This window comes from Pseudomonas sp. W22_MBD1_FP4, assembly GCF_052113765.1.
Classification (GTDB): Bacteria; Pseudomonadota; Gammaproteobacteria; order Pseudomonadales; family Pseudomonadaceae; genus Aquipseudomonas; species Aquipseudomonas sivasensis.
Map to the genome: position 1 here is coordinate 208,456 of NZ_JBGQOI010000007.1, position 13,277 is coordinate 221,732.

Genomic DNA, 13,277 nt, shown 5'->3' on the forward strand with positions numbered 1-13,277 from the left:
CTCCGGGCAAGCCGCCAAATAGGGCGGCTTGACCTGGAGCGTGTGGCTTGAAAGCTTGCTGCTAAATAGAGGAACTATTTTCATGTCGCAGAAATTTGACGTTGTAGTGATTGGTGCAGGTCCTGGAGGCTATGTTGCCGCCATCAAGGCCGCACAACTGGGCCTCTCGACTGCTTGCATCGAAAAATACACCGACAAGGAAGGCAAACTGGCACTGGGCGGTACTTGCCTGAACGTTGGTTGCATTCCTTCCAAGGCGCTGCTGGACAGCTCCTGGAAATTCCACGAAGCCCAAGACGGCTTCGCGATCCACGGCATCAACCATGCTGGCGTGACCATGGACGTGCCAGCAATGGTCGGCCGTAAAGCCAACATTGTTAAAGGCCTGACTTCCGGCGTTGCAACCCTGTTCAAGGCTAACGGCGTCACTTCCCTGCAAGGCCACGGCAAACTGTTGGCCGGCAAGAAAGTTGAAATCACCAAGCCAGACGGCTCGGTTGAAGTCATCGAAGCCGAGAACGTGATTCTGGCTCCGGGTTCGCGTCCTATCGACATTCCACCAGCTCCAGTTGACCAGAACGTAATCGTTGATTCGACCGGCGCCCTGGAATTCCAAGCAGTTCCAAAACGTCTGGGCGTGATCGGCGCTGGCGTGATCGGCCTGGAACTGGGTTCGGTCTGGTCCCGCCTGGGTTCTGAAGTGACTGTACTGGAAGCCCTGGACACGTTCCTACTGGCTGCCGACACCGCTGTGTCCAAAGAAGCGCTGAAAACCCTGACCAAACAAGGTCTGGATATCAAGCTGGGCGCACGTGTTACCGGTTCGAAGGTCAACGGCGAAGAAGTCGTTGTGACCTACACCGACAAAGACGGCGAGCAGACCATCACTTTCGACAAGCTGATCGTAGCCGTAGGTCGCCGTCCAGTGACCACCGACCTGCTGGCTTCTGACAGTGGCGTGAACATCGATGAGCGTGGCTTCATCCACGTTGACGATCACTGCGCTACCACCGTTCCTGGCGTCTACGCCATTGGCGACGTGGTTCGCGGCATGATGCTCGCGCACAAAGCTTCCGAAGAAGGCATCATGGTTGTCGAGCGCATCAAGGGCCACAAGACCCAGATGAACTACGACCTGATCCCATCGGTTATCTACACCCACCCGGAAATTGCATGGGTCGGCAAAAACGAACAGCAGTTGAAAGCTGAAGGCGTTGAAGTTAACGTCGGCACCTTCCCGTTTGCTGCTTCTGGCCGTGCCATGGCAGCCAACGACACCGGTGGTTTTGTCAAAGTCATCGCTGATGCCAAGACTGACCGCGTATTGGGCGTCCACGTGATTGGCCCGAGCGCTGCAGAACTGGTTCAGCAAGGCGCAATCGGTATGGAATTCGGCACCAGTGCCGAGGACCTGGGCATGATGGTTTTCTCCCATCCGACCCTGTCCGAAGCGTTGCATGAAGCAGCGTTGGCTGTGAATGGCGGCGCCATCCACATCGCCAACCGCAAGAAGCGCTAAGCGAGATAATAAGAAACCACGGCGGAGTTGCCCGTCGTGAGCCTTGCGCGCAAGACTCACCGCGGAATATCCGCTGGACGCAGTCTTGCGCAGCTTTACGGGCCTTAAAGCCCAGCAAGTTGCGCAAGCAGCAGTCACAGGTGGCGCGGCACTCATAATGAGCGCAGCGCCGAATGCGCAGTACCTAACGAAGACGGTAAAAAGCATGAATCTTCACGAGTATCAGGGTAAGCAGCTGTTCGCTGAATACGGCCTGCCAGTATCCAAGGGCTACGCAGTAGACACCCCGGAAGCAGCAGCAGAAGCCTGCGACAAAATCGGCGGCACCGAGTGGGTTGTCAAAGCCCAGGTCCACGCTGGTGGTCGCGGTAAAGCGGGCGGCGTTAAGCTGGTTCGCAGCAAAGAAGACGCCAAGGCCTTCGCACAGCAATGGCTGGGCAAGCGTCTGGTGACTTACCAGACTGATGCCAATGGCCAGCCAGTCACCAAGATCCTGGTTGAATCGTGCACTGATATCGCTAAAGAGCTGTACCTGGGCGCTGTCGTTGACCGTTCGAGCCGTCGCATCGTGTTCATGGCTTCCACCGAAGGTGGCGTGGACATTGAGAAGATCGCCGAAGAAACCCCAGAAAAAATTCTGAAAGCCACTATCGATCCACTGGTTGGCGCTCAGCCGTTCCAGGGTCGTGAGCTGGCTTTCCAGTTGGGTCTGGAAGGCAAGCAAGTTGCCCAGTTCGCCAAGATCTTCGTAGGTCTGGCGAAACTGTTCCAGGATCACGATCTGGCTCTGCTGGAAGTGAACCCGCTGGTGATCAAGGCTGATGGCGATCTGCACTGCCTCGATGCCAAGATCAACATCGACGCCAACGCCATGTACCGTCAGCCTAAGCTGAAGACTTTCCACGATCCGTCGCAAGACGATCCGCGCGAAGCGCACGCTGCCAAGTTCGAACTGAACTACGTAGCCCTGGAAGGTAACATCGGTTGCATGGTCAACGGTGCTGGCCTGGCCATGGGTACCATGGACATCGTCAACCTGCATGGCGGCAAACCAGCCAACTTCCTCGACGTAGGCGGCGGTGCTACCAAAGAACGCGTTACCGAAGCCTTCAAGATCATCCTGTCCGACTCCAACGTCGCAGCAGTGCTGGTCAACATCTTCGGCGGCATCGTTCGTTGCGACATGATTGCCGAAGGCATCATCGGTGCAGTGAAAGAAGTTGGCGTTAAAATCCCGGTTGTTGTTCGCCTTGAAGGTAACAACGCTGAACTGGGCGCTAAAGTACTGGCAGAAAGCGGTTTGAACATCATCGCGGCTACCAGCCTGACCGACGCTGCTCAACAAGTTGTTAAAGCTGCGGAGGGCAAATAATGAGCGTCCTGATCAATAAAGACACCAAAGTTATCTGCCAGGGTATTACCGGTTCGCAAGGTAGTTTCCACACCCAGCAAGCCATCGAATACGGCACCAAGATGGTTGGCGGCGTAACTCCTGGTAAAGGCGGCACCGAGCACCTGGGTCTGCCAGTGTTCAACACCGTGAAAGATGCTGTAGCTGCCACTGGCGCCACCGCCAGCGTGATCTACGTTCCAGCTCCTTTCTGCAAGGACTCCATCCTGGAAGCAGCATTCGGCGGCATCAAGCTGATCGTCTGCATCACCGAAGGCATTCCTACCCTGGACATGCTGGACGCTAAAGTTAAGTGCGACGAACTGGGCGTTGTCCTGATCGGCCCTAACTGCCCAGGCGTGATCACCCCAGGCGAATGCAAGATCGGCATCATGCCAGGTCACATTCACTTGCCAGGTAAAGTCGGTATCGTTTCCCGTTCCGGCACCCTGACCTACGAAGCTGTCAAGCAAACTACTGACGCCGGTTTCGGTCAGTCGACTTGCGTCGGCATCGGCGGTGACCCGATCCCAGGTTCGAACTTCATCGACATCCTGAAGCTGTTCCAGGAAGACCCGAAGACCGAAGCGATCGTGATGATCGGTGAGATCGGCGGTTCGGCTGAAGAAGAAGCGGCTGCCTACATCAAGGCACACGTGACCAAGCCGGTTGTTTCCTACATCGCTGGTGTGACTGCCCCTGCGGGCAAGCGCATGGGCCATGCTGGCGCAATCATCTCTGGCGGCAAAGGCACTGCAGACGAGAAGTTTGCTGCCCTGGAAGACGCAGGCGTTAAAACCGTGCGTTCGCTGGCAGACATCGGCAAGGCTTTGTCCGAGCTGACCGGTTGGGCTGTCAAGTAAGCTTCGCGCTTAGCTGACGCTTTACCAGCAAAGGCCACCTTCGGGTGGCCTTTGTGCGTTTGGATGTACTCGATCCTATGTAAGGGGCAGTGCGACGATTCAACTAGACCTCACACATTTGTTTGTATTGCCAACATAAGTATGAAAACGCGACATCAAGATGTCGCTTATCGGACAGTTCGCCCCGCAACAGTGCGTTTGTCAGCCTGATTCTGTAACCTACCCGCCTCTTTATGCGCTGGCCTCCCAAAAGGAAGCCGCGCGCTAGACCGGTCGGCCCCATCAGGGCCGGCAGTATTTCCCTCATCCACAGGGAATCCCTCTCTAAATTCCGATTCAGTAGTGTGGTATTTCCCGAAATGAAAGTGTTGAAAAGCCAGGATATCCTGGCGTTGGGCTTCATGACCTTTGCCCTGTTCGTGGGCGCCGGTAACATCATCTTCCCGCCTATCGTTGGCTTGCAGTCCGGACCTCACGTCTGGATGGCGGCGTTGGGCTTCCTGATCACCGCAGTGGGTTTGCCAGTGGTCACCGTGATTGCCCTCGCCAAGGTCGGCGGTGGTATGGATGCGTTGAGCAGTCCGATCGGCAAGATCGCCGGTGGCCTGCTTGCGGCGGCTGCGTATCTGGCGGTAGGGCCGCTGTTCGCTACCCCGCGTACCGCGACGGTGTCCTTTGAAGTCGGCTTGGCGCCGCTCACCGGTGAAAGCCCGTTGGCGCTGTTCCTCTATAGCTCCGTTTACTTCCTGGTGGTGTTCTTTGTGTCCCTGTACCCAGGGCGCCTGCTGGACACTGTCGGTCGTTTCCTTGCGCCGTTGAAGATCATCGCTTTAGCCATCCTCGGCATCGCTGCGTTTGCCTTGCCGGCCGGTGAGGTGGGTGTCGCCACCCCGGAATACGTCGCTGCACCATTCTCCCAAGGTTTTATCAATGGTTATCTGACCATGGACACCCTTGGTGCTCTGGTATTCGGCATTGTGATCGTCAACGCCATCCGCTCCCGTGGTGTCGACTCGCCCAAGCTGATCACCCGCTACGCGATCATCGCTGGCCTGATTGCTGGCGTTGGTCTTGCGCTGGTGTACGTCAGCCTGTTCCGCCTTGGTGCGGGAAGTCATGAAGTGGCCGCTGGTGCGGCTAATGGCGCAGCCGTACTGCACGCGTACGTGCAACACACCTTCGGCTCCCTGGGCAGTGGTTTCCTGGCGGTATTGATTTCCTTGGCATGCCTGGTTACCGCGGTTGGCCTGACCTGCGCTTGCGCCGAGTACTTCAGCAAAATCCTGCCGCTGTCCTACAAAACCCTTGTAGTGATCCTGGCGCTGTTCTCGTTGTTCGTGTCCAACCTGGGCCTGACTAAGCTGATTGCCTTTTCGATCCCGGTGCTTACCGCGATCTACCCGCCGTGCATCGTGCTGGTGGCCCTGAGCTTCTGCAAAGACTTCTGGCAGGAACAGGGCCGGATCGTTGGCCCGGTGATGCTGGTGTCGTTCATCTTTGGCTGCATTGATGCGCTGAAGGGCGCGGGCTTTGCCGACTGGCTGCCGTCGCAACTGGCGCATCTGCCGCTGAGCGAGCAGGGCCTTGCGTGGTTGGTGCCGTCGGTAATGACCTTGGTCGTGGCTGTGGTGGTTGATCGTATGCTTGGCAAGCGTAGCGAAGCGATCGCGTAACACCGCTTCAAGGCTGCACAGAAATGCCCCGTATCAATCAATACGGGGCATTTTTTATGCTTGGTAGACTACGACCTTCTAAAGTTGGAGCGCGGTCGATGTAGGAGGGGGCTTGCCTCAGACGGCACTGTGCCATTCAACAGGTGCAGTGGCTGTCAGCAAGCAATCGGGAGCAAACCCTCTGCGCCATGTTGACCGCGTTTGCAAAACCATTTTTTGATATAGGACCCGCATGTCGTTCGTCGAAACCAATCAAATCCACCTGCTTGCCGCCCTCTGGTTCGTCCTTTGTTGGGGCGGCTACACCCGTTATGCGACCTGGAAAGCTCGGGACACTGCGTGCCTGGCCAGTGTGCTGCATTTGTATCGTGAGGACTGGATGCGTCGCATGCTGCTGCGCGACAACCGCATTGCCGACGCCAGCGTGATCGGCAACCTGGAGCGCAATGCTTCGTTCTTTGCCTCCAGTACCCTGATTATCCTCGCTGGTATTCTCACCGTGCTTGGCGCCTCTGAGCGGGCCGTGTCCTTGCTAGCGGACATTCCTATGGTGCAGCAGGCGTCCCAGGGCATGTCGGAAATTAAGTTGTTGTGCCTGGCATTGGTGTTCGTCTACGCCTTCTTCACGTTCAGCTGGTGTATGCGCCAGTACAACTTTGCGGCGGTGTTGGTGGGGTCTGCGCCGATGATCGGTGAGCGGCATGTGTCCGAGCAAGAGCGCAAGGCGTTTGCCTTGCGGGCGGCAAGGGTAATCTCCATGGCTGCCAACCAGTTTAACTTTGGTCTGCGCGCTTATTACTTCGGCATGACCATGTTGGCGTGGTTTGTCAGCCCATGGTTATTCATGTTGATGAGCGCGGGAGTGGTAGTCGTGCTTTACCGTCGAGAGTTTCATTCCGACGTGCTGCAAGTGATGGTGTATACGCAGACTGATACGCCAGTGCCTGAGGCGATCAAAGAGTCGGCTTAGTCCACTTCAGCGAGTTAACGCTTCAAATTAAAAACCACAGGCAAAGAAAAGCCCGCTATTTGAGCGGGCTTTCTTTATCGCAGCGAAGCTATTTCAAACCGCGGTCTCAAGAACCGGTGGCTGGAGTAGCAGGTGCTGCTTCTTTTGCGGCGGCTTCGTTCGATTCAGCCTGAGCTTTGGCAGCATCGGCGTTTTCTTTCGCAGCGTCGTTCACTTTATCCTGAGCCTTCGCCATATCTTTCTGAGCTTGCTCAGAGTGCGCGGCAGCGTCTTGGGCTTTGTCTTCGGATTTTTTGTCGCAGGCAGCGAGACCGAGGGCAGCGGCGAGCATCATGGAAATAGCTAAAGTCTTGCGCATTGGGTGTTTCTCCTTATTGAAGATATCTACTGGCCTTTCGAGCCTGAGGGTTCAGCATTAGTTCCTTTTATTGCGCAGATATATAAACAGCGCACCCCAAGGAACTTTCAACCGCACTGCCTACTCCGCGGATTAACGCTAATAAGAGTCTAGACCGAATGACCGAAAACCTACTGTTAGAGCGTGCGACGCGCTTTGTTTCGGCCCTGCGCCATTGCCAGGTGCTGGGGATTACCGTGCATGCCGCCAACCTGGAAGGTATGACCTTGGTCCTGCCCTACGGCCCCTCCATCGTCGGCGACCCTCGCACCGGGGTGATCCATGGCGGTGCGCTGACTTCGCTGATGGACACCGCCTGTGGCATGGCCACCTTGTGTGTATTGCCAGAGTTCGAGGTGTGCCCGACCCTCGACCTGCGCGTCGACTACATGCACACCGCCGAACCCCACAAGCCAGTTTATGGCTTCGCCCAATGTTACCGGGTGACGACTGACGTGATTTTTACCCGTGGCGTTGCCTATCAGGATGACCCGCAGCAGCCCATTGCCCATGTGGTTGGCACGTTCATGCGCATGGGCAAGCGGCTCAAGGGAGCCCAAGGACCGAGCAGCACAATCAAGGGAGAACAGGCATGACGCATCGATTCAAGACGCGCCTGGAACAGGCCCACGAACTCGGCAACTATGAGGCGCTGCTGGAGTTGATTCCTTACGCCAAGCTGATCGGCATCGAATGCACACGCCTGGGCGATGAATTGCTGTTTCGCCTGCCCGCCAACAAAGACAACATTGGTAACCCCATATTGCCGGCGCTGCACGGCGGGGTGATTGCCGGCTTTATGGAGCTGTCGGCGGCGTTGCACCTGCTGGTATTTACCGGTGCGCCGGGCTTGCCGAAAATCATCGATTTCTCCCTGGATTACCTGCGTGCAGGCCAGTTCCGCGACACTTATGCCAAATGCCAGGTCTGGCGCCAGGGCCGACGGGTCGCGAACGTGGCAATTACCGCCTGGCAGAGCACCCCGGCAGAACCTATTGCCACCGCCCGTGCGCATTTCAAAATTGAGGAAACGACTCGCCCTTGAAATCCTGGCCTTAGCCCCCAACTTTGATGACAACCCGCCGCCAACCCTCAAGGGTACGGCCACTGCCATCCAATTGGAGTTTGATGACCATGAGTGTGGAAACTCAAAAGGAAACCCTGGGCTTCCAGACCGAGGTGAAGCAACTGCTGCACCTCATGATCCATTCGCTGTATTCCAACAAGGAAATTTTCCTTCGCGAATTGATCTCGAACGCCTCTGACGCTGTCGACAAATTACGTTTCGAAGCCCTGTCCAAGCCTGAGTTGCTGGAAGGTGGCGCCGAACTGAAAATCCGTGTGAGCTTCGATAAAGACGCCAAGACCGTCACCCTCGAAGACAACGGTATCGGCATGAGCCGTGACGATGCGATCACCCACCTGGGTACCATCGCCAAATCCGGCACCGCTGATTTCATGAAGAACCTGTCCGGTGACCAGAAGAAAGATTCGCACCTGATCGGCCAATTCGGTGTGGGCTTCTACTCGGCCTTCATCGTTGCCGACAAGGTTGAAGTGTTCAGCCGCCGCGCCGGCCTTGACGCCAGCCAAGGCGTGCATTGGTCCTCCAAGGGTGAGGGCGAGTTTGAAATCGCCACCATCGATAAAGCCGACCGTGGCACCCGCATCGTGCTGCACCTGAAATCCGCTGAAGATGAGTTCGCTGACGGCTACCGCCTGCGCAATATCATCAAGAAATACTCCGACCACATCGCTCTGCCAATCGAGTTGCCGAAAGAGCAGGCTGCCGCCGAAGGCGAAGAAGCGCCTGCCCAGGAATGGGAAGTGGTCAACCGTGCCAGCGCCCTGTGGACCCGTCCTCGCACTGAAGTGAAGGACGAGGAATACCAGGAGTTCTACAAGCACATCGCCCACGACTACGAAAACCCACTGAGCTGGAGCCACAATAAGGTCGAAGGCAAGCTGGAATACAGCTCGCTGCTTTACGTACCGGCCCGTGCTCCGTTCGACCTGTACCAGCGTGAAGCGCCGAAAGGCCTGAAGCTCTACGTGCAGCGCGTGTTCGTGATGGACCAGGCGGAATCGTTCCTGCCGCTGTACCTGCGCTTCATCAAAGGCGTGGTCGACTCCAATGACCTGTCGCTGAACGTGTCGCGGGAAATCCTGCAGAAAGACCCGATCATCGACTCCATGAAGTCGGCGTTGACCAAGCGCGTCCTCGACATGCTGGAAAAACTGGCGAAGAACCAGCCTGAGCAATACAAAGGCTTCTGGAAAAACTTCGGTCAGGTCATGAAAGAAGGCCCGGCGGAAGATTTCGCCAACAAGGAAAAAATCGCCGGCCTGCTGCGTTTTGCCTCGACTCAGGGCGAAGATGGCGAGCAGGTGGTGTCCCTGGCCGAGTACCTGGCACGCGCCAAGGAAGGTCAGGACAAGATCTACTACCTGACCGGCGAAACCTACGCTCAGGTCAAGAACAGCCCGCACCTGGAAGTCTTCCGTAAGAAAGGCATCGAAGTGCTGCTGCTGACCGACCGTATCGATGAGTGGCTGATGAGCTACCTCAGCGAATTCGACGGCAAGACCTTTGTCGACGTTGCCCGTGGTGACCTGGACCTGGGTAACCTGGACTCCGAAGAAGAGAAGAAGGAAGCCGAGGAAGTCGCCAAGGCCAAAGAAGGCCTGGTTGAGCGGATCAAGACGGCCCTCGGCGATGCGGTCAGTGAAGTGCGGGTTTCCCACCGCCTGACCGACTCCCCGGCGATCCTGGCCATCGGCGAGCAGGACCTGGGCATGCAGATGCGCCAGATTCTCGAAGCCAGCGGCCAGAAGGTTCCGGATTCCAAGCCGATCTTCGAATTCAACCCGGCTCACCCGCTGATCGAGAAACTCGACGGCGAGCAGAGCGAAGAGCGGTTTGGCGACCTGTCGCACATCCTCTTCGATCAGGCGGCCCTGGCCGCTGGCGACAGCCTCAAGGATCCGGCCGCGTATGTGCGCCGCCTGAACAAGCTGTTGGTTGAACTGTCGGTTTGACCCCGTTGTAGAAAAACCCGCTTCGGCGGGTTTTTTCGTTCTACTGCACCTCAACTGGAGTAAATGATGAGCCAAGTCACTGTGCGTTCCGTGGTCTATCAGATTGATGGCCAGCCTTATGAGAGCCGCCTGGCATTCGATGCCAGCCACCAGGGTCCGTTGCCGGGCTTGTTGATGGCGCCGAACTGGATGGGCGTGAGTGCGGGTGCCGAAGAAATCGCCAAGGCCGTTGCCGGCAAAGGTTATGTGGTGCTGATTGCCGACTTGTACGGGCAAAGTGTGCGCCCGTCGAATGGCGACGAAGCCGGTGCCGCGATGATGCCGTTGAAGAATGATCGCCCGTTGCTGAACAAGCGCATGCAGGCGGCCTTTGAGCAGTTGCAAGGTCAGACCGAAGCCGCAGTGGATACCTCGAAGCTGGCGACCTTTGGTTTCTGCTTTGGCGGTTGCTGCTCCCTGGAGCTGGCACGTACCGGCGCGCCGTTGAAGGCTGCGGTGTCGTTCCACGGCACCCTCGACACGCCGAATCCGGCGGACGCGAAGAACATCAAGGGCTCGGTGCTGGTGCTGCACGGTGCTTCCGACCCATTGGTGCCAAAAGAGCAACTGCCGGCGTTCGAAGATGAAATGAACGCGGCCGGCGTGGACTGGCAATTGCTGAGCTACGGCGGTGCGGTGCATTCCTTCACTGACCCGGAGGCCAATGTGCCGGGCAAGATGATGTACGACGCGAAGACCGCAGCACGGGCCTTCCAGTCGATGCATAACTTGTTGGATGAAGTGTTCAAGGGCTAACGCTTAAGCGCTTGTTCCGGCCTCATCGAGGGCAAGTCCCTCCCACATGTTGACCGTGTGAATCCGATCAAGTGTGGGAGGGGCGGTGCGAAGATTCGACTTGCCCCCGTTAGCTATCTCAGGGGCAACTCAATTCTTTCAGTTTCACCCGGCACCGTCGGCCAATCCCCAGCGGCCCAGCGCTGCCTGGCCTGCTCGATCTTCAACGGATCGCTCGCGACAAAATTCCAATTGATCCGCCGTGGCCCATCCAGCGGTGCACCGCCAAACACCACCAGGTGGCAATCGCTCCCGGCGCACAGCGTCATCTCCTGTCCTGCCGGCAAGACCACCAGACTCTGCACCTCAAGCGCCTCGCCCTCCAACTGTGCTTCACCCTCCAGCACGTACACCGCCCGTTGCTCATGCTCGTCAGGGATCAGCAGGGTAGTGGCCGTCTGCATCCGCACCTCGGCATACAGCGTGGGCGACAGCACTGGCACTGGCGATTTCAGGCAAAACCCATTGCCGGCGATCATGCGAATCTGCACGCCCAAGTTGTCGCTGATCGGCAGGCTCGCCGCCGGGTGGTGGCTGTAATGGCCGGGCCCGGTTTCATGATCCTTGGGTGACGCAAGCCACACTTGCAACCCATGCAGGCTGAAGCCACTGGCCTTGAGTGCCTCGGGTGTGCGCTCCACATGGGCAATCGCGCTGCCGGCAGTCATCCAGCTGACATCACCCGCTTGCACCTCCTGGTCAGAACCCAAGCTGTCCTTATGCTGCAGCGCACCGTCGAACAGATAGGTGAGAGTGGATAGGCCGATATGCGGATGCTGACGGATATTCATGCCGCTGCCCGCTGGGTAGTGGGTGGGCAACATGTGATCAAAGAACACAAAGGGCCCGACGCTACGGCATTCCCGTGAGGGCAAGGGGCGCAGGATCGGCTGGCCTTCGACGTCTTCGGGGCGAGGGCGGATCACGGTGAGGGTGGTCATGGTGCGTCCCAGTCTGAGCGGGTTAGGTGTAATTGAGCATAACCCGCTCGACGAGAGGTTGCCGCTATTGGCTGAATGCGCCTTCGGACAGCTGGGTCTCGATATTGATTTCGGCAGTGGTCATCAGCTTGTGCACCGGGCACTTGTCCGCCACGCGATGCAGTTCATCGCGCTGCGCGTCCGTGAGTACGCCCTTGAGGGTCAATTTGACGTTGAGTGTGTATTTGCCCTTTTGCTCTTCGGCGGCGTCGTGGGTGACTTCCACGGTCACGCCGGTCAGCGGGATATCTTTCTTCTGGGCATAGAGCCTGACGGTCAAGGCCTTGCACGACGCCAGTGCGGCATCGAAGTAATCGTGGGGGGAGGGCGCCGAGTCGTCGCCACCCAGGCTCTTGGGCAGGTCGGTAAACAGTTCGTGGTTGTTGATATTGACGCTGTGGCGGAAGTTTTCAGCGTTCAATGTGTTCACGGTAACAGGCATGGCAAACCTCACAGGGTGGCAGGATGAAGGTCATGCAGTTATAGAGCATGCTGGCACTTCAGTGTTCCGCGTTTTTCCACGATGAACCTCGGCACAGGGCACAAGGTCTACCCGTATTGGCCCCCATCGAGGTTGTACCGTGCCCTGGATCCGCCTGAGTCTTGCCCTATTGCTCGCCGCCGGTAGTCTCGCTGTGCAGGCGCGTGACTATGCCTACAGCGACGCCCACCTGCATTACGTGGATTTTTTCCAGGAAACTGCCGGCATGGATAAATTGCTCAAGGCCATGGCCGAGAATCGCATCGAGCATGTGATGATTTCCGGCATTCCCGTTGCGAAGAAATGGCACGAAGACGAGCCCAAACGCCCGCGCTACTACGCCGGTGATGACGCCGATGCCTATTGGTACAGCGCCACTGACGTCATCGTGGCTGCGGCCGTGAACAAGCTCACCCCAGAACAGCGCCAGCATTTTCATCCGTTTCTAAGCGGCTTCAATCCCAACGACAAGAACTCTGCCGCCCATATCCAACGCATGCTCGACCTTAATCCAGGGCTCTGGCAGGGCATTGGAGAGGTGTTCACCCGTCACGATGACCTGACCGCGCTTACCTCAGGCGATACCCCGCGTGCCAATAACGAGGCAATGACGCGGATATACCACCTGGCCGCCGAAAACGACCTGCCGGTAATGCTGCACTCGAACATCACCTCCAAGCGCGAGCGTAACCCGCTGTATTTGGCTGAGATCGAAGAGCCGTTGCGCAACCACCCGCACACCCGTTTTATCTGGGCCCATGCCGGTACCAGCAAGGAAATTCACCGTCATCAGGTCCAGATGGACTTCCTGCTGCCCACGTTAAGCCGGATGCTGGAGGCTTATCCCAATCTGTATATCGACCTGTCCTGGAGCATGCTCACGCCGTATTTGCTGGACGATGCGGGTCAGCCTAGGCCGGAGTGGGTAAAGCTGGTGGAGCGCTTCCCGGAGCGTTTTATGCTGGGCTCGGACGTCGTAGGGCGTTTCAATAAGCTGGGTAAGGAAATGCGCCGCTTTGATCCCTTCCTCGATGCATTGCCCGAAGACGTCGCCCACAAGGTTGCACGGGATAACTTCCTGGCCATTCTGCCTAAACTACCTCGCGATGGTGGCGCACGTTGATATCGCGT

The 13,277-nt window shown here is 57.5% G+C and carries 13 protein-coding genes; 10 read left to right on the forward strand and 3 right to left on the reverse strand.

Annotated elements, in window-relative coordinates; all coding sequences use genetic code 11:
- Positions 1–82 precede the first annotated feature (82 nt).
- The 5 genes from lpdA to ACEN2T_RS12020 all read left to right on the forward strand — a co-directional run bounded on the left by lpdA (position 83) and on the right by ACEN2T_RS12020 (position 6,415).
- On the forward strand, positions 83–1,519 hold the full coding sequence (gene lpdA / locus ACEN2T_RS12000; RefSeq protein ID WP_032889163.1) for a dihydrolipoyl dehydrogenase: 1,437 nt from the start codon (positions 83–85) through the stop codon (positions 1,517–1,519).
- Positions 1,520–1,724: 205 nt separating this feature from the next.
- Entirely contained in the window at positions 1,725–2,891 is a 1,167-nt protein-coding gene (gene sucC / locus ACEN2T_RS12005; protein ID WP_003210567.1) for an ADP-forming succinate--CoA ligase subunit beta, read from the forward strand.
- A complete protein-coding gene (gene sucD / locus ACEN2T_RS12010) occupies positions 2,891–3,772 on the forward strand; it encodes a succinate--CoA ligase subunit alpha (RefSeq protein WP_003210566.1) in 882 nt (293 codons plus the stop codon). The genes sucC and sucD overlap by 1 nt, the downstream gene beginning before the upstream one ends.
- 359 nt (positions 3,773–4,131) lie before the next feature.
- Positions 4,132–5,445 (forward strand): branched-chain amino acid transport system II carrier protein, encoded by a 1,314-nt coding sequence (gene brnQ, locus ACEN2T_RS12015; protein ID WP_032889165.1) that lies wholly within the window; start codon positions 4,132–4,134, stop codon positions 5,443–5,445.
- A gap of 232 nt (positions 5,446–5,677) precedes the next feature.
- On the forward strand, positions 5,678–6,415 hold the full coding sequence (locus ACEN2T_RS12020) for a DUF599 domain-containing protein (RefSeq protein WP_032889167.1): 738 nt from the start codon (positions 5,678–5,680) through the stop codon (positions 6,413–6,415).
- A gap of 106 nt (positions 6,416–6,521) precedes the next feature.
- Here ACEN2T_RS12020 and ACEN2T_RS12025 read toward each other — a convergent pair whose 3' ends face one another.
- The gene (locus ACEN2T_RS12025) at positions 6,522–6,773 is read right to left on the reverse strand and encodes a hypothetical protein (protein ID WP_010211724.1); all 252 of its coding nucleotides are present in this window, start codon (positions 6,771–6,773) and stop codon (positions 6,522–6,524) included.
- A gap of 158 nt (positions 6,774–6,931) precedes the next feature.
- Between ACEN2T_RS12025 and ACEN2T_RS12030 the strand changes: the two genes are divergently transcribed.
- From ACEN2T_RS12030 to ACEN2T_RS12045, 4 genes are all read left to right on the forward strand, one after another.
- Positions 6,932–7,408, forward strand: a complete 477-nt coding sequence (locus ACEN2T_RS12030; protein WP_442116788.1) for a PaaI family thioesterase — start codon at positions 6,932–6,934, stop codon at positions 7,406–7,408.
- Positions 7,405–7,857: a PaaI family thioesterase gene (locus ACEN2T_RS12035; RefSeq protein WP_032889171.1), complete on the forward strand. Its 453-nt coding sequence runs from the start codon at positions 7,405–7,407 to the stop codon at positions 7,855–7,857. Before ACEN2T_RS12030 ends, ACEN2T_RS12035 begins: the two co-directional genes overlap by 4 nt.
- Positions 7,858–7,946: 89 nt before the next feature.
- On the forward strand, positions 7,947–9,851 hold the full coding sequence (htpG, locus tag ACEN2T_RS12040) for a molecular chaperone HtpG (protein ID WP_442116789.1): 1,905 nt from the start codon (positions 7,947–7,949) through the stop codon (positions 9,849–9,851).
- Between the two features lie 66 nt (positions 9,852–9,917).
- Positions 9,918–10,646 (forward strand): dienelactone hydrolase family protein, encoded by a 729-nt coding sequence (locus ACEN2T_RS12045; RefSeq protein WP_122680094.1) that lies wholly within the window; start codon positions 9,918–9,920, stop codon positions 10,644–10,646.
- Between the two features lie 113 nt (positions 10,647–10,759).
- On the opposite strand, the gene ACEN2T_RS12050 is transcribed toward ACEN2T_RS12045, so the two are convergent.
- Together ACEN2T_RS12050 and ACEN2T_RS12055 are read right to left on the reverse strand one after the other, a co-directional pair.
- Entirely contained in the window at positions 10,760–11,626 is an 867-nt protein-coding gene (locus ACEN2T_RS12050) for a pirin family protein (RefSeq protein ID WP_442116790.1), read from the reverse strand.
- 64 nt (positions 11,627–11,690) lie between these two features.
- Entirely contained in the window at positions 11,691–12,107 is a 417-nt protein-coding gene (locus ACEN2T_RS12055) for an OsmC family protein (protein ID WP_181639742.1), read from the reverse strand.
- A 139-nt stretch (positions 12,108–12,246) separates the two neighbouring features.
- Between ACEN2T_RS12055 and ACEN2T_RS12060 the strand changes: the two genes are divergently transcribed.
- Positions 12,247–13,269 carry an amidohydrolase family protein gene (locus ACEN2T_RS12060; protein WP_442116791.1) on the forward strand — a complete coding sequence of 341 codons (1,023 nt, stop codon included), beginning with the start codon at positions 12,247–12,249 and terminating at the stop codon, positions 13,267–13,269.
- Positions 13,270–13,277 lie beyond the last annotated feature (8 nt).